The 16,203-nt window shown below is 71.9% G+C and carries 13 protein-coding genes; 7 read left to right on the top strand and 6 right to left on the bottom strand.

Annotated features, from left to right (window positions below; all coding sequences use genetic code 11):
- The first annotated feature begins 26 nt into the window (after positions 1-26).
- The 3 genes from smc to ABD331_RS51240 all read left to right on the top strand — a co-directional run bounded on the left by smc (position 27) and on the right by ABD331_RS51240 (position 7,299).
- Positions 27-3,713, top strand: a complete 3,687-nt coding sequence (gene smc, locus ABD331_RS51250) for a chromosome segregation protein SMC (protein ID WP_344493162.1) — start codon at positions 27-29, stop codon at positions 3,711-3,713.
- A 211-nt stretch (positions 3,714-3,924) separates the two neighbouring features.
- Complete coding sequence (gene ftsY, locus ABD331_RS51245) at positions 3,925-5,103, top strand: signal recognition particle-docking protein FtsY (RefSeq protein WP_344493160.1); 1,179 nt, start codon at positions 3,925-3,927, stop codon at positions 5,101-5,103.
- Positions 5,104-5,574: 471 nt separating this feature from the next.
- Positions 5,575-7,299 (top strand): tetratricopeptide repeat protein, encoded by a 1,725-nt coding sequence (locus ABD331_RS51240; protein ID WP_344493158.1) that lies wholly within the window; start codon positions 5,575-5,577, stop codon positions 7,297-7,299.
- A 258-nt stretch (positions 7,300-7,557) separates the two neighbouring features.
- Here ABD331_RS51240 and ABD331_RS51235 read toward each other — a convergent pair whose 3' ends face one another.
- From ABD331_RS51235 to ABD331_RS51220, 4 genes are read right to left on the bottom strand one after another with little or no spacing between them, the layout of a single operon-like run.
- Positions 7,558-8,355, bottom strand: coding sequence for an ABC transporter ATP-binding protein (locus ABD331_RS51235; protein ID WP_344493156.1), 798 nt, complete (start codon positions 8,353-8,355; stop codon positions 7,558-7,560).
- Entirely contained in the window at positions 8,352-9,389 is a 1,038-nt protein-coding gene (locus tag ABD331_RS51230; protein WP_344493154.1) for a FecCD family ABC transporter permease, read from the bottom strand. The genes ABD331_RS51235 and ABD331_RS51230 overlap by 4 nt, the downstream gene beginning before the upstream one ends.
- Positions 9,386-10,420, bottom strand: a complete 1,035-nt coding sequence (locus tag ABD331_RS51225) for a FecCD family ABC transporter permease (RefSeq protein WP_344493152.1) — start codon at positions 10,418-10,420, stop codon at positions 9,386-9,388. Before ABD331_RS51225 ends, ABD331_RS51230 begins: the two co-directional genes overlap by 4 nt.
- Before the next feature lie 60 nt (positions 10,421-10,480).
- Positions 10,481-11,557 carry a PLP-dependent cysteine synthase family protein gene (locus ABD331_RS51220; protein ID WP_344493150.1) on the bottom strand — a complete coding sequence of 359 codons (1,077 nt, stop codon included), beginning with the start codon at positions 11,555-11,557 and terminating at the stop codon, positions 10,481-10,483.
- A gap of 248 nt (positions 11,558-11,805) precedes the next feature.
- On the opposite strand from ABD331_RS51220, the gene ABD331_RS51215 reads away from it, so the two are divergent.
- Positions 11,806-12,390 carry a sigma-70 family RNA polymerase sigma factor gene (locus tag ABD331_RS51215; protein WP_043618296.1) on the top strand — a complete coding sequence of 195 codons (585 nt, stop codon included), beginning with the start codon at positions 11,806-11,808 and terminating at the stop codon, positions 12,388-12,390.
- A gap of 8 nt (positions 12,391-12,398) precedes the next feature.
- Here ABD331_RS51215 and ABD331_RS51210 read toward each other — a convergent pair whose 3' ends face one another.
- Both ABD331_RS51210 and ABD331_RS51205 read right to left on the bottom strand, forming a co-directional pair.
- Positions 12,399-13,346 (bottom strand): anti-sigma factor RsbA family regulatory protein, encoded by a 948-nt coding sequence (locus ABD331_RS51210; RefSeq protein WP_344493146.1) that lies wholly within the window; start codon positions 13,344-13,346, stop codon positions 12,399-12,401.
- Between the two features lie 19 nt (positions 13,347-13,365).
- Positions 13,366-14,205, bottom strand: a complete 840-nt coding sequence (locus ABD331_RS51205) for an EamA family transporter (protein WP_344493144.1) — start codon at positions 14,203-14,205, stop codon at positions 13,366-13,368.
- A gap of 91 nt (positions 14,206-14,296) precedes the next feature.
- Between ABD331_RS51205 and ABD331_RS51200 the strand changes: the two genes are divergently transcribed.
- From ABD331_RS51200 to ABD331_RS51190, 3 genes are all read left to right on the top strand, one after another.
- On the top strand, positions 14,297-14,908 hold the full coding sequence (locus tag ABD331_RS51200; protein ID WP_344493142.1) for a helix-turn-helix domain-containing protein: 612 nt from the start codon (positions 14,297-14,299) through the stop codon (positions 14,906-14,908).
- Positions 14,909-15,057: 149 nt separating this feature from the next.
- The gene (locus ABD331_RS51195; RefSeq protein WP_344493140.1) at positions 15,058-15,363 is read left to right on the top strand and encodes a hypothetical protein; all 306 of its coding nucleotides are present in this window, start codon (positions 15,058-15,060) and stop codon (positions 15,361-15,363) included.
- Positions 15,364-15,393: 30 nt separating this feature from the next.
- Positions 15,394-16,188, top strand: a complete 795-nt coding sequence (locus ABD331_RS51190; protein ID WP_344493138.1) for a polysaccharide deacetylase family protein — start codon at positions 15,394-15,396, stop codon at positions 16,186-16,188.
- Positions 16,189-16,203 lie beyond the last annotated feature (15 nt).

Here is a 16,203-nt window from a genome sequence, read left to right as displayed (position 1 = left end):
GGTTGTAGGAGAGAAGGGGGTCGCGCTTGTACCTGAAGACCCTCACCCTGCGCGGCTTCAAGTCCTTCGCCTCGGCCACCGCGCTGCGCTTCGAGCCCGGCATCACCTGCGTCGTCGGCCCCAACGGCTCCGGCAAGTCCAACGTCGTCGACGCCCTGGCCTGGGTCATGGGCGAGCACAGCGCCAAGTCGCTGCGCGGCGGCAAGATGGAGGACGTCATCTTCGCCGGCACCTCCTCCCGGCCCCCGCTGGGCCGCGCCGAGGTGACCCTGACGATCGACAACTCCGACGGCGCGCTGCCGATCGACTACACCGAGGTGACGATCAGCCGGCTGATGTTCAGGTCGGGGCAGAGCGAGTACGCGATCAACGGCGACACCTGCCGCCTGCTCGACATCCAGGAGCTGCTGTCCGACTCGGGCATCGGCCGCGAGATGCACGTGATCGTCGGGCAGGGCCAGCTCGACGCCGTGCTGCACGCCGGGCCTGAAGACCGGCGGGCCTTCATCGAGGAGGCCGCCGGCGTACTGAAGCATCGCAAGCGCAAGGAGAAGGCGCTGCGCAAGCTCGACGCGATGCAGGCCAACCTGACCCGCGTCCAGGACCTCGCCACCGAGCTGCGCCGCCAGCTCAAGCCGCTGGGCCGCCAGGCCGAGATCGCCCGCAAGGCCGCCGTCATCCAGGCCGACCTGCGCGACGCGCGGCTGCGCCTGCTGGCCGACGACGTGTGCATCCTGCGCGCCACGCTGGAGCGCGAGGCCGCCGACGAGGCCGCGATCACGGCCAGGCGGCAGCAGGTGGAGACCGAGCTGACGCAGGCGCAGGAGCGTGAGGGCGCGCTGGAGACCGCGGAGGCCGAGGCCCAGCCGCGGCTGGCCGCCGCCCAGGAGACCTACTTCAGGCTGTCCTCGCTGCGCGAGCGCATCACCGGCCTGGAGCAGCTCGCCGCCGAGCGCCACCGCCACGCCGTCGACGCCGCCGCCATCGAGCGCCGTGGCCGCGATCCCGAAGACCTCGAACGCGAGGCCGCCGAGGTGCGGGAGCAGGAGCTCATCCTCAGGGCCGAGCTGGAGCAGGCCCAGGAGCTGCTGGAGGAGGCCGTCCAGCGGCGCGCCGAGGCCGACGCCGAGCTGAGCGCCGAGGAGCAGCGGCTCGCGATGGCCGCCAGGGCCGCCGCCGACCGCCGCGAGGGCCTGGCCAAGCTGCGCGGCCAGGTCGATTCCGTACGCAGCCGCGCCCGCGCCGCCGGCGAGGAGATCGGCCGGCTCCAGCAGGCCGTGGCCGACGCAGGCGCCCGCGAGAGCCAGGCCAGGGAAGACCTGGAGGCGCAGCGCCTGGAGGAGCCCGCCGTGGACCCGGGGCTGGCCGAGGAGCTGGCCACCGCGCAGGCCGCGGTCGAGGAGGCCAGGCAGGTCGCCGACGAGGCGCGAGCGGCGGCCGAGGAGGCCAAGTCCGGCCTCGACGCGCCGCGCGCCGCGCTGCAGGCCGCCAAGTCGGGCGTGAGCACCGCCCGCGCCGCCGACCAGGAGGCGCAGCGCTCGGTCGCCGCCCTCGCCGCCCGCCGCGACGCCCTGGAGCTGGGCCTGGCCAAGGGCGACGGCGGCGCCGCCGTGCTGGCCGCCGACCTGGCGGGCATGCTGGGGCCCCTGGCGGCCTCGATGCAGGTGACGCCCGGTGCCGAGCCCGCGGTCGCTGCCGTTCTGGGGCCGGTCGCCGAGGCCATCGCCGTCAAGACTCTCGACACCGCCGTCGAGGCGCTGGAGCTGCTGCGCTCCGAGGGGTCCGGCCAGGCGACGCTGCTGGTGGCGGGCAACGGGTACGGCGGCGACGACGCGGCCGGGCGGGCACCGGCCCCCGGCGGCGGCCGGTGGGTGGCCGACCTGGTGACGGTGGCCGACCACCTGCGTCCCGCGCTGGAGCACGTGCTGGCCGACGTCGTGCTCGTACCCGATCTGGAGACCGCCAGGGCCGTCGCCGAGCGCCACCCCCACCTGAGGGCGGTCACCGAGGCGGGCGACCTGGTCGGCGCCCACCTCGCCGTCGGCGGCGCGGAGGGCGGCACGTCGGTGCTCCAGGTGCGGGCCGCGCTCGACGAGGCCGTCAGCGATCTGGAGGAGGCCGAGGCCAGGGCGGAGGCGAGCGCCACGGCCCTGGACGCGGCGATCGAGGCCGAGCACGCCGCCCAGTCGGCGCTGGAGGCAGCCCAGGCGCACGTCAGCGAGGCGCAGACCGCCGTCACCACCGCCCAGGCGGGAGTGAGCGCGGCGCAGGGCGCACTCGACCAGATCAGGGGCCGCCAGCGCGAGGCCGACCAGCGCAACGCCGCCGCGGCCAAGCGGCTGGCCCAGATCGAGGCCGCCGCCAACGCCGCCCGCGACGAGGCCGAGCGCCTGGCCAGAAGCGTGGCCAGGGCGGAGGAGGCCCGTACGGAACGCCAGGAGGAGCTGGCGGAGCTGGAGATCCGCCTGGCCGAGGCCGAGTACGCCCAGGAGCTGGAGTCCGAGCCCACCACCGACGTGCGCGACGACCTGGCGAGCGCCGTGGAGGCCGCCAGGCAGCGCGAGATGGACACCCGGCTGCAGGTCCGCACCGCCGAGGAGCGGGTCAAAGGCATCGAGGGCCGCGCCGACGGCCTGCTGCGCGCGGCCAGGCGGGAGCGCGAGGAACGCGCCCAAGCAGCCGCTCAGCGCGCCAGGCGCAGGCGGCAGGCCGCGCTGGCCGAGGCCGTCAGCAAGGGCGCCAAGCAGGTGCTCCAGGCACTCGTGGCCTCCGTCCAGCTCGCCTCCAGGGAACGCGACGAGGCCGACCTGACCAGGGTGGCCGTGGACGCCGAGCTGAAGCAGGTGCGCCTGCGCGTCCGCGAGCTGGGCCAGGAGCTCGACAAGCTGGTCAACCGGGTGCACGGCAACGAGGTGGCGCGCACCGAGCAGCGGCTGCGGCTGGAGCAGATGGAGCAGCGGGCGCTGGAGGAGTACGGCGTCGAGGCCGAGTCGCTGATCGCCGAGTACGGCCCCGAGGTGCCCGTCCCCGGCGAGCCGCCCGTGCCGTTCGTGCGCGAGGAGCAGGAGAAGCGCGCCAGGGCGGCCGAGCGGCAGATGAACCAGCTCGGCAAGGTCAACCCGCTGGCGCTGGAGGAGTTCGCGGCCCTGGAGGAGCGGCACTCCTTCCTCAACTCCCAGCTCGAAGACCTCAAGAAGACCCGGCGCGACCTGATGACCGTGGTCAAGGAGGTCGACGACCGGGTCGAGCAGATGTTCGCCTCGGCGTACGAGGACGTGGCCCGCGAGTTCGAGCAGATCTTCGGCCGGGTCTTCCCCGGGGGTGACGGCCGGCTGGTGCTGACCGAGCCCGGCGACATGCTGACCACCGGCATCGAGGTCGAGGCCAGGCCGCCGGGCAAGAAGGTCAAGCGGCTGTCGCTGCTGTCCGGCGGTGAGCGGTCGCTGACGGCGGTGGCGTTCCTGATCTCGATCTTCAAGGCGCGGCCGTCGCCGTTCTACGTGATGGACGAGGTCGAGGCGGCTCTCGACGACACCAACACGCAGCGGCTGCTCATGCTGTTCGAGGAGCTGAGACAGAGTTCACAGCTCATCGTGATCACGCACAACAAGCGCACGATGGAGATCGCGGACGCGCTGTACGGCGTGTCGATGCGCGGCGACGGCGTGACGCAGGTCGTCAGCCAGCGGCTCAGGGAACGCGAGACCGCCTGACCGGCGGGCGGCGGATCGCCTGACCGGCGCGGTGGAGTCCGCCTGATCGCCGCCTGCGGAACGTCCGATCGCCGCCTGCGGAACGTCCGATCGCCGCCTGCGGAGCGTCCGATCGGCGGGCAAGGGATCGCCCGATCGGCGGGCGGGAGTTCGTCTGATCGGTGTGGCCTTGGGCGTGACCATGGTGGTCGATCTGGAAAACTGACATCTTGTGGATGGTTACCTCGGCGTCATCGTGATCGTGGCCGTCGTCGCCCTGCTGGCGGCCGGCGGTCTCTTCCTGCTGTTCAGGCCGGGTCGCAAGGCGGCCCCGCCGGTCAAGCCGCCAGAGGCCCCCGTGCTTCCCGAGGAGGAGAAGCGGCCCGCAGGAGCGGGCGAGGAGGCCGAGGGCGCGACCACCACGCTGCCGCCTCCGCCGGTCAAGCCCGCCGAGCCGATGGTCGTCGAGCCCGAGGTCGAGGTTCCGCCGCCGTCCGCGGGCCGGATGGTGCGGCTGCGCTCGCGGCTGGCCCGCTCGCAGAACGCGCTCGGGCGCGGGCTGCTGGAGCTGCTGTCCCGCGACCGCCTCGACGACGAGGTGTGGGACGAGATCGAGGAGAGCCTGATCACCGCCGACGTGGGCGTCGCGCCGACCCGCGTCATGGTGGAGGAGCTGCGCACCAAGGTGAAGGTGCTGGGCAGCCGCACCCCGCAGGAGGTGCGCGCCCTGCTCAAGGAGCAGCTCCTGGCCCAGGTCAACCCCGACCTCGACCGTACGCTGCACGTGCAGAAGCACGGTGAGCGGCCCGCGGTGGTCCTCGTCGTGGGCGTGAACGGCACCGGCAAGACCACCACCACGGGCAAGCTGGCCCGCGTCCTGATCGGCGACGGCAAGAAGGTGGTGCTCGGCGCGGCCGACACCTTCCGCGCCGCCGCCGCCGACCAGCTCCAGACGTGGGGCGAGCGGGTGGGCGCCGACACGGTGCGCGGGCCCGAGGGCGGCGACCCGGCGTCCGTGGCGTTCGACGCGGTGGCCAAGGGCATCGAGGAGAAGGCCGACACCGTCATCGTCGACACCGCCGGTCGGCTGCACACCAAGACCGGGCTCATGGACGAGCTGGGCAAGGTCAAGCGGGTCATCGAGAAGAAGGCCACGGTCGACGAGGTGCTGCTGGTCCTCGACGCCACCACCGGGCAGAACGGCATGCGGCAGGCGCAGGTGTTCGCCGAGGTGGTCAACATCACGGGCATCGCGCTGACCAAGCTCGACGGCACCGCCAAGGGCGGCATCGTCATCTCGGTGCAGCGGGAGCTGGGGGTGCCCGTGAAGCTGGTGGGGCTGGGCGAGGGGCCCGACGATCTGGCGCCGTTCGATCCCGAGGTGTTCGTGGACGCGATCCTCGGCGACTGAGCTGTTTTTGGCTCGTACAAAATTCGGGTGAAAGAGGCGTTACCAGATGAAACCTTGATCGGCGACTTTTTCATGTGTTGACATGTATCGGTCACTGATCGTTCGGTCCCCTTTGGAACGTGAAAGGCCGCACATGAAGAAGATCGTCGTGCACAAGCCCGGCACCGTGAAGCCGACCGCCGGAGCCGCTCCCAGGCACAACGCCTAGCCCGCCGGATTCCGTACGGGCACGTGCCTGGCGAGGGCCGCGGTGGCGGCACGTGCGGAAACGGGACTGGCCCGCAGGCCGGCGTTCCACGACGGTGCGTCGGCCCCGCCGGATCACGGCGCCTGGGCCGGGTGCGGGGGTAAGACATGGGCTCGCACCGCGCGGGTTGACGGCGCGGGGAACGGCAGGTTCGCTTCGCGTGGGGTGACGGCGCCGGGGCGGGCGAGCCAGAATGGTGTGCGCGCTGTGGGGAGAGGGGCCGCGTGGACACGATCTTCATCGACGCGGATCGCCGGATCGGCGGGCCGTACACGCTGGCCGCGGCGCTGCTCGGGCACCTGGTTCCTGAGGAGCTGGGACGCCGCCCCGAGCTGGTGGCCGCGCACGACATCGAGATCAGGACGGCGGCGCCGGAGTTACGTGACCTGGTGCCACTCCGGCGGCGATCGCTGGCCGACGACCTGCCCAGGGAACAGCGGGTGCTGGTGCCCGGCGCCCGCCGCAGCCTGCGAATAGCGAACGGGCTGGCGGAGTTCGTCCGCGACAGCCTGAGCGGCACGGGGCCGCTCACCGTGCGGGTGGCGAACCTCGGCGAGGCCGACCACACCGACGCCGAGCTGGTGGCCGTGCTGCGGCGCAGGGTCGATCCCGGCCTGCTGACCATCGAGGAGGGGCCGTCCCGCCAGAGCGCGGGGCCGCTGCCCGGCGACTTCGACCGCTACCGCGACGAGGGCTTCCACCACGCCATGGCCGAGTCGGGCCTGGAGGTGCTGCGCGGGCTGGCGTTCGAGGACGACCCCGAGCGCTGGCAGCGGCTGCTGCAGCGGGTCGCCGCGTCGCTGGAGGCCATCGGACGCGAGGACGAGGCCCGCGAGCTGTACGACCGCGTCAGGCGGCTGAGCACCGACCCCAAGCACCGAGCCACCGCGGCCTACGCCACCGCCATGATCCTCGTCCGCCACCACGACGCCGCCCTGCGCGACCCGGAGCAGGCGCTGGCCTGGATCAACGAGGCGGTCACGATCACCTCGCTGCTGCCCGACCCGCGCGAGCGCGCCTTCCACCTGGGCTTCGACCTCAACGGCAAGGCCCTGGTGGAGCTGCGCAGAGGCCGCCGCGACGTCGCCATGGAGCTGGTGGGGCAGGCCATCGAGCTGGCCGAGACGCATCTGCCGCGGGAGCACCCGATCCACCGGCTCGTCCTGCACGCCAACCGGGCCCAGCTCCTGGCCATGGCAGGGCTGCGGGAGGCGGCGCTGGCCGACTACACGCGGGCCATCGAGGCCGACCCCGGCTACCCCGACTACTACCTCGACCGGGGCAACCTGCTGCACGAGCTGGGCCGCGACGAGGAGGCGCTGGCCGACTACGAGGCGGTCATGCGGATCAGCCCGCCCTTCCCCGAGGCGTACTACAACCGGTCAGAGGTGCGTTACGCCGCCGGCGACCTGGAGGGGGCGCACGCCGACCTGGACCACACGCTGGAGCTGGACCCGGAGTTCGCCCCCGCGTACGTGAACCGCTGCGGGCTGCACGTGGCGGCGGGCGACTACCCGAGCGCCAGGCGGGACGTGGAGCGCGGCCTGGCACTGGCGCCCGGCGACTCCTACCTGCTGTGCGTGCTGGGGCAGGTGGAGCTGGCCGAGGAGCGTTACCCGGAGGCTCGCATGGCCTTCGACCAGGCGCTGGAGCTGGACCCCGAGCTAGTGGCGGCCTGGGCGGGGCGGGCGGAGCTGGCGTTCGAGCGGGGCGACCACGAGGCGGCGCTGGCGGACCTGACGCAGGGGCTGAAGCTGGTGGAGACGGCTGAGCTGCTGTACAACCGGTCGCTGGTGTACCGGGCGGTGGGGCTGGAGGCGCAGGAGCGTGAGGATCTGCTGAGGGCCGCCGAGCTGGCTCCCGAGGACGAGGACGTTCAGCGGGCCCTGCACCGGGCCCCCCAGGGCAAGCCGCTGTCCAGGCCACCCGACGGCGGACCCCTCACCTAGGCTCGCGCGCGCGTGCGACGCCAGGGACTGGCCCGCGCAAAGCGCTTCGGCTTGGCGCGTGCAAGGCGCTTCGGCTTGGCGCGTGCAAGGCGCTTGGGCCTGGCTCGCGCAGGGCGCCTGGGCCTGGCCCACGCGAGGCACTTGGGCCTGGCTCGCGCGAGGCGCGTTGGCCTGGCCCACGGGAGGCGCGTCGGCCTGGCCTCGCGCGTGGCGTCCTGGCCTGGGGCTGCGCGAGAAGCGCCGTGGTAGAGCCGTGGTCTAGCCGTTCTTGCGGTGGGCGAGCGGGCCGATCGGGACGACCAGCGGAGTCCCGGCCACGGGGTCGGCGATGATTTTGGCGTCCAGCTCGAACACCTCCCGCAGCAGCTCCTCCGTCAGCACCTCGTGCGGCGTGCCGGACGCGATCACCCGCCCGGCGCGCATGGCGACCAGGCGGTCGGCGTAGCGGGCGGCCAGGTTGAGGTCGTGCAGGACCATGACCACCGTGCGCCCGGCCTCCTCGTGCAGGTGCCGGACGAGCTCCAGCACCTCCACCTGATGCGCCAGGTCCAGGAACGTGGTCGGCTCGTCGAGGAGCAGCAGGTCTGTGCCCTGGGCCAGCGCCATGGAGATCCAGGCCCGCTGCCGCTGCCCGCCCGACAGCTCCTCCAGCGGCCGTTCCGCCAGGTCGGCCAGGCCCGTCATGTCGAGGGCCGCCGCGACCGCGCCCTCGTCGTCGGAGGACCACTGCCGGTACCACGTCTGGTGCGGGTGCCGCCCGCGCGCCACCAGGTCGGCCACGGTCAGGCCCTCGGGGGCGGAGGGCGCCTGCGGGAGCACGCCGAGGACCTTGGCGACCTCGCGGGTGGGGATTCGGTCGATGCGCTTGCCGTCCAGCAGCACCTCGCCGCCCTGCGGCTTGAGCAGCCTGCCGAGCGCGCGCAGCAGCGTGGACTTGCCGCAGCCGTTCGGGCCGATGATGGTGGTCACCGTGCCGGCCTCGATGCCGAGGTCGAGGCCGTCCACGATGACGCGGTCGCCGTACCCGAGCTTGACGCCGGCTGCCTGCAGTCTCACTTTCGCGACCTCCAGATCAGGTGGATCAGGTACGGGGCGCCCAGCACGGCGGTGACGATGCCGACGGGCAGCTCGATGGGGGAGAACACGGTCCTGGCGATCAGGTCGGCGGCCGTGGTGAGGACGGCGCCGACGACCGCGGAGCAGAGCAGCGGCGGCCGGTCCGAGCGGACCAGGCGCAGCGCGATCTGCGGCGAGGCCAGGGCGACGAACGCGATCGGCCCGGCCGAGGCGGTGGCGACGGCGGCCAGCAGGACGGCGGCCAGGATGAGCAGGGCGCGGGCCAGGTTCATGCGGACGCCGAGGCCGGTGACGGTGTCGTCGCCGAAGCGCAGGGCGTCGAGTGAGCGGGTGCCGAGCAGGGTCAGCGGCACCAGTACGGCCAGGGCCAGCGCCGTGGGCGTCACGTGCTCCCAGCCGCGCCCGTTGAGCGAGCCGCTGATCCAGACCATGGCGCGGGCGGTGTCGTTGACGTCGCCGACGGTCAGCAGCCAGAACTTGACGTTGGTGAACACGGCGGCCACGCCGATGCCGACCAGCACCAGGCGGTAGCCGTCCAGGCCGCGCCGCCACGCCAGGCCGTACACGACGGCGGCGCCGAGCAGGCCGCCGAGCAGGGCGAGCAGCGGGACGCCGAGGGTGGCGAGCAGGCCGGTGACGGTGCCGTACGCGGTGCCGCCCGCCACGAGTCCGGCGACCACGGTGACGGAGGCGCCGGTGGTGACGCCGAGGATCTCGGGGCTGGCCAGCGGGTTGCGGGCGATCGACTGGATGATCGCGCCAGACAGCGCGAGCGCGGCCCCGACCAGGGCGCCGGTGAGCGCGCGGGGCAGGCGCAACTCCATGATGACGAAGTGGGCGGCGCTGTTGACGTCGAAGGTGCCGGAGATCACCTCGGGGAGCGTCAGTGCGAGGTCGCCGATGCGCATGTTCAGCGTCATGAGCAGGGCGAGCAGGACGAGTCCCGTCAGGGTGAGCGTGACACCGCGTGGCCGTACCCGCCAGGACACGGCGTGGATCCGTAGGGTCGTCACAGGCGCACGGGCTTTCTGCGGCGGACCAGGGCGACGAAGAACGGGGCGCCGAGCAGCGCGAGCACCACGCCCACCTCCAGCTCTCCTGGTGGGGCGACGACGCGGCCGACGACGTCGGCGGTCAGCAGCAGCGCCGCGCCGATCAGCCCGGAGAACGGCAGCAGCCACCGGTGGTCGGTGCCCGACAGGGGGCGGGCCAGGTGCGGCACGATGAGCCCGACGAACGCCAGTGAGCCGCAGGCGGCGACGGCCGCGCCGGACAGCAGCGTGACGGCGGCCACGCCGACGGCCCTGGTCCTGGAGACGTTCTGGCCGAGGCCGCGGGCCACGTCCTCGCCGAGGGAGAGCGCGTTCAGGCCGGGGGCGTTCACCAGCGCGAGCACCAGCCCGGCGAGCACGAACGGGAGCACCTGCCAGACCACGTCGCCGCCCCTGGAGGCGATCGAGCCGGCCTGCCAGAAGCGGAAGACGTCCATCGCCTGCTCGTCGAGCAGGACGACGGTGGAGGTCAGGGCGTAGAGCAGGGCGCTGACGGCGGTGCCGGCGAGCGCCAGGGTGACCGGGGTGGGGCCGCCTCTGCCGCCGGTCATGCCGAGCGCGAAGACGGCCACGCTGGCGACCAGCGCGCCCGCCAGGCCGTACCAGATGTAGGCCAGCAGGCTGGAGGCGCCGAGCAGGACGATCGAGGACACCATCGCGAACGCCGCCCCCTGCGTGACGCCGAGCAGGCCGGGGTCGGCGAGCGGGTTGCGCGTGTGGCCCTGCATGAGCGCGCCGGCCACGCCTAACGCGACCCCGGCCAGGACGCCGAGCGCGGTCCTGGGCAGGCGCAGGGAGCGGATGACGATGTCGTTCTCCGTGCCGGTCGGGGCGGTGAGCCCGTGCCAGGCGTCGGCGAGCGGCACGGGCTTGGAGCCGATCGTGATGCTCAGCACCACCGCGACCGCCACGGAGGCGAGCAGGGCGAGCAGGACGGTGACGCGGCGACGGCGGAGGCCGTGGAGGCGGGGGGCGACGGCGACTGCGCTCACCCAGGTCCTCCTCAGCTCTCACACGTTCGGCTGAAGTATGACAGCTTAGGCTCGCCTTACCTAATTCGGAGTCAGGAAAGTGCGCAGGTCCGCCAGGTGGGGATCGACGTCCAGGCCCTGGTCCGCCAGCCAGCGCGGGTTGCCGTAGGTGCCCTTGTACCGGTCGCCGCTGTCGCACACCAGGGTCACGATGCTGCCCTGCTCGCCCGCCTCGCGCATCTCCTGGATGAGGTCCACGCAGGCCGCCATGTTGGTGCCGGTGGAGCCGCCGACGTCCAGGCCGGTCACCTCGCGGGTCCAGTGCATGGCGGCGATCGAGCGGGCGTCCGGGACGGCGATCATGCGGTCGATGACCGTGGGCTGGAACGAGGGCTCCACGCGGGGGCGGCCGATGCCCTCGATGCGCGAGCCGGGCGCGGTGACGGAGTAGTCGCCGGAGTCCCAGCCCGGGTAGAAGGCCGAGCCCTCCGGGTCCACGACGGCCAGGCGGGTGGCGTGGCGGCGGTAGCGGATGTAGCGGCCGATGGTGGAGGAGGTGCCGCCGGTGCCCGCGCCCACCACGATCCAGGCCGGTTCCGGATGGGGCTCCAGGGAGAGCTGGGAGAAGATGGACTCGGCGATGTTGTTGTTGCCGCGCCAGTCGGTGGCCCGCTCGGCGTAGGTGAACTGGTCCATGAAGTGGCCGCCGGTCTCGGCGGCCAGGCGGTGCGACTCGTCGTAGATGGCGCCGGGGTCGTCGACAAGGTGACACTTGCCGCCGTAGAACTCGATCAGGTGGATCTTCTCCGGCGACGTGGCCGCCGGCATGACCGCGATGAACGGCAGGCCGAGCAGGCGGGCGAAGTACGCCTCGCTGACGGCCGTGGAGCCGCTGGAGGCCTCCACGATCGTCGTGGACGGCCCGATCCAGCCGTTGGCCAGGCCGTACAGGAACAGGGACCGGGCCAGGCGGTGTTTGAGTGAACCCGTGGGGTGCACCGACTCGTCTTTCAAGTAGAGGTTTACTCCCCAGTGCGAGGGCAGCGGAAAGACGTGCAGATGTGTGTCGCAACTTCGGTTGGCGTCGGCCTCGACCTTGCGTATGGCCTCCGCCACCCAGCGGCGTGTACCCGAATGGTGCCGGTCCACGAATCTCATCCTCATACGCTATCCCATGTGACTCTCGCCACTATTCCTGCAATATTGGGTGGGTAGTGTTATGATAATGAGACTTGTCCGGCCGTGGACGTGACCACGCACGCCGCGAGCAGATGGACGATCAACCCCTTCTGACCAAGGCGAGTTCCCTAACGCGTCCCTTAACTGGGACTTGCGAAGATGGAGACGCTGTCAGGCGGCTTGTGCCGAAACGGGGGATAGCGCAAGGGGGAAATGAATTGATCACTATGACCGATGAGCAGCGTCAGGACTGGTTCGAGCGCGATGTCGTGCCCGTGACGTCGCAGCTTTTCGCTTCCGCCATGCGCCTGACCCGTAACACAGCCGACGCGGAGGACCTGGTGCAGGAGACGGTGGCCAAGGCCTACACGTCCTACCACCAGTTCCGTGAGGGCACCAACCTCAAGGCGTGGCTCCACCGGATCCTGACCAACAACTTCATCAACGACTACCGCAAGAAGCAGCGCTCGCCGAAGCTGTCCGCCGCAGAGGACATCGAGGACTGGCAGCTGCACGCCGCCGAGTCGCACAGCTCGACCGGCCTGCGGTCCGCCGAGACCGAGGCGCTCGACCGGCTGCCCGACAGCGTCGTGATGAACGCGCTCCGCTCCCTGCCGGAGGACTTCCGCGTGGCCGTCTACCTGGCCGACGTCGAGGGGTTCGCCTACAAGGAGATCGCCGAGCGCATGGGTACGCCCATCGGCACCGTGATGTCGCGGCTGCACCGTGGCCGCCGCCAGCTCAGGGGCATGCTGGAGGAGTACGCCCGCGAGGAGGGCGCCGTGCGCCTGCCCGCGCAGCGCGCCGCCTAGCCCGTGCCTCAGGAGCTCATGCTCAGGTGCAGGCGGACGCGTAGCAGACCGTCCTCCGCACGCAACTCCACCAGGTCGCAGAGCTGCCTGCTGATCCAGAGCCCGTATCCCCGTGGGGATTCGGGCTCTGGCGGTATGTAGCCGGGTAACGGGTCGTCGAGCGCGCCTCCCGGGTCGGCGATCTCGCAGACCAGCTCGCCGTCGCCGACCCACATCGTGATCGTGCCGTACCCGGCCCCGTGCTCGACGCTGTTCGCGGCGATCTCCGACACGCTGATCACCAGCGAGGTGATGAGGTTGCGGTCCATGCCGGCCGTGCGCGCATAGTCGCCGACGCTCTGGCGCAGCCGCTTCAGCTCCCTGGCGGTGAAGCGGAAGGTGTCGGCGCCGCCCGGCGGGTCCGTGAGCGGGGCCGTGTCGTCGTGCAGGACCAGCTCGTGCGGCTCGACGAACCTGCTGCTGCTCCTCTCGCCGTCGGAGCCGAGCAGCACAGGGTGGTTGACCGGGCCGTAGTGGAGCACGCTGTCGGGGACGCGGCGCAGGTCGTACAGGCAGAGCATGATGACCGCCGTCGCGCGCAGCGCGGCGTTGATCACGGACTCGCAGCGGATCAGCTCCCTGACCTGGCGCCGGCTCCTGCCCGCCCAGCTCGGCTCGCCGATCACGAAGGTGCGCCTGCCGCGGGTGTACTCGTGGTAGGCGGCCAGCATCCGGTACGGGTGCTCGTACCAGGCGGCGGGCGTGCGGCTGTCGATGCGCTCGGCGTCACGCCCGAGCGCCTCGCGCAACTGGGTCAGCTTGGCCGGGGCGGTGATCACCAGCACCCGCCTGCCCTCGTCCAGGGCGGCGCGCACGCGCGGCACGGTCAGCCCCAGAAAGGACTCATCCGAGTCGTACGGCACAGCCACGTGCTTGAACGACTCGCCATCGGAGGGTGGTGCCCGCTCAGGGCGCACGGGCGAAACGTAGCAAGCGCTAGAGGTGCTGCGCAACGGCTATGAGCGCCACTGCGGCGAGCGCGCATACCACGCCGGCCACCTGTACGGCCCGCAGCCGCTCCCCGAGCACGCGGTTGGCCAGCAGCAGGGTGCTGGCCGGGTAGAGCGAGACCAGCACGGCGACCAGGCTGAGCAGGCCGTCGCGCTGGGCCAGGAGGTAGAGCACGTTGGCCGCCATGTCGAGCACGCCGGCGGCGAAGATGACGGGCAGCGCGCCGGGGCCGGCCTTGAGCGCGCGCCGCGTGAGCAGCGCCAGCAGCGCCACGGCGGACACCGACGACAGCCGCGCGCCGACCAGCGGCCACAGCCCCGCGTCGTGCGGCGCCATGGCGAGCAGGATGAAGAAGCCGCCGAACCCGGCGCCCGCGGCCAGCGCGGTCAGCACCGAGGACAGCGAGCCGTGGCCGCCGCTGGAGGAGTCCTGGCTGACGAGCAGCACGGAGCCGAGCGCGAGCACCACGCCCACCAGCGCCCAGACCTGCGGCCGGTCGCCCGTCGCCAGCCCGAACACGACGGGCAGCGCGGCCGAGGTGACGGCGGTCGTCGGCGCCACCACCGACATGACGCCGGTGGCCAGCGACCGGTAGAACAGCACCATTCCCGCCGCTCCGGACAGCCCGGCGGCCAGGCCCCAGGCCAGCGCCGTGCCGCTGTAGGCGCCGGGCAGCAGCGGCAGCAGCGCGAGGATGAAGGCCAGGCCGGCGAGCTGGGAGAGCACGACGACGGAGAAGACCTGGGTGCGTCGCGTGGCCAGGCCGCCGAAGAAGTCCGCCGTGCCGTACACGATCGCGCAGGCGGTCGCCAGGATCACCGTCACCGTGAGCCTCCCTTGGTTCAATGGACTGCACTGTCAGTACAACACAGAGGGTACGTTCCACTGCAAATCCTTTTCACTAGACTGCACTGCCATGGAAGATCCGGAGCTGATCACGCAGGCCATCGCGAACAACGTCCGCGCCCAGCGCGCGCACCGCGGGCTGACGCTCGACGCGCTGGCCGCCAGGTCGGGCGTGAGCAGAGGCATGCTGGTGCAGGTCGAGCAGGGGCGCACCAACCCCAGCGTCTCCACGCTGACCCGGATCGCCTCCGCGCTGGGCGTCACCGTGGCCCGGCTGGTCGAGGTGGCCGACGTGCCGATGGTGCGGATCGTGGACAAGGCGGACGTCGTCGCGTTCCGCCAGGGCGGCTCCGAGGCGCGGCTGCTGGTGGGCGCCGACATGCCGATGATCCTCGAACTGTGGGACTGGCGGCTGCCGCCCGGCGAGCACCACGACGGCGACGCCCACCCGGCGGGCACCCGCGAGATGCTCACGGTGCTGGAGGGAGAGCTGTCGCTGACGGTGTACGGGAAGACTCACGTGATAGGGAAAGATGATGCCGTGCTCTTCACCGCCGACCGCCCCCACCGCTACGCGAACAGGGGCGAGACGGAGCTGAGGTTCGTGATGGTGGTCGCCGAGCCCCGCGAGCCCCACGACTCCCGCTATCCTCTGGACTCGCAGGACTCGCGTGACGAATAAGCGCGAAAGCCCCCCGGCTCACCCCCCGGAGTTTCATGATTACTCCATGTCTTGGACGGCTGATGCCCGTTGTTGGGTACATCCCTTGTATGCGGTGAACGCCTTCGGCGATCACCGCATGGCTTCCGAACGTCGGCAGGGGGTGGCGTGTGAGTGAGGCCCGAGCGGCAACCGAGAAGCTCCACGCGGAGCTGCACGGTCTCGGCGTCAGCAGCGCCTACGAATTGGGCGACGACGAGACCGTCTCGGTGTGGATCGGCCTGGTCGTCCGTTACAGGGATGGTTTTTACCGGTGGCAGGAAGGGCCGGTGAAACGTCGGCATCTGGGTACGGATCCGGTCGGATGTGCTATGCGCGTGGCGCGCCGCTACCAGGAATTGCAGGCGGATGTCCCACTCTGGTGGGATGACCTGGCCAGGGAGCTGCGGGGGGCACCGGTCCAGGATTATCCGTAGGCCCCCGCATGCGGCGTTTCGGGGGGAAGCATGCGCGTATGGGCCTTGCCGCTGGCCCTTGTCGCCCTGGTGAGCTGCGTGACGCAGTCGGTGCCGCGTCGCCAGCCGCAGACCAGGGTGCAGACCATGCCGTCGAGACCGGTCGTCGTCGATCCCGCGGTGCTCGCCAAGCGGCTGCGCTCGATGCAGCCGGGCTGGCCGGCCAGCCGTAAGTTCGACTGCGCCCGGCTCAGATGCGTGGCCCTGACCTTCGACGACGGGCCTGGCGAGCACACCGTCCGGCTGCTCGACCTGCTGCGCCAGCGCGGCGTGCGGGCCACGTTCTTCGTCATCGGGCAGATGGTGGCCGCCGACAAGGGCGGCCTGACCACCCGGCGCATCGTGGACGACGGCCACGAGATCGGCAACCACTCATGGAGCCACCCGCCGCTGGCCGAGCTGCCGGACGAGGCGGTGAAGAAGGAGCTCAAGCACACCGAGAACATCGTGCAGCGGCTCACCGGGGTGCGGATGCGGGTGATGCGGCCGCCGTACGGGTCCACCGACGACGACGTCGCGGCCGAGACCCGCCGCGAGGGGCTCGCCCAGATCCTGTGGAACGTCGACACCCTCGACTGGCAGGACCGGGTCGCCACCACCGTGGCCAAGCGGGCGGGCGCCGCGCAACCCGGCTCGATCGTGCTGCTGCACGACATCCACCGCAGCACGGTGGACGCCGTCCCGGCGATGCTCGACACCCTCGGCAAGAAGGGGTACACGTTCGTCACCGTCTCGGAGCTGTACGGCAGGACGCCCGCGCCGGGCCGGACCTACACCGCGCGCTGACCTGTCGGTGGCGCG

It is taken from the genome of Nonomuraea monospora, from assembly GCF_039531895.1.
In the GTDB taxonomy this organism is placed as follows: Bacteria; Actinomycetota; Actinomycetes; order Streptosporangiales; family Streptosporangiaceae; genus Nonomuraea; species Nonomuraea monospora.
The sequence above is the reverse complement of the archived record's forward strand: the minus strand, read 5'-3'. Positions and strand labels throughout refer to the sequence as shown.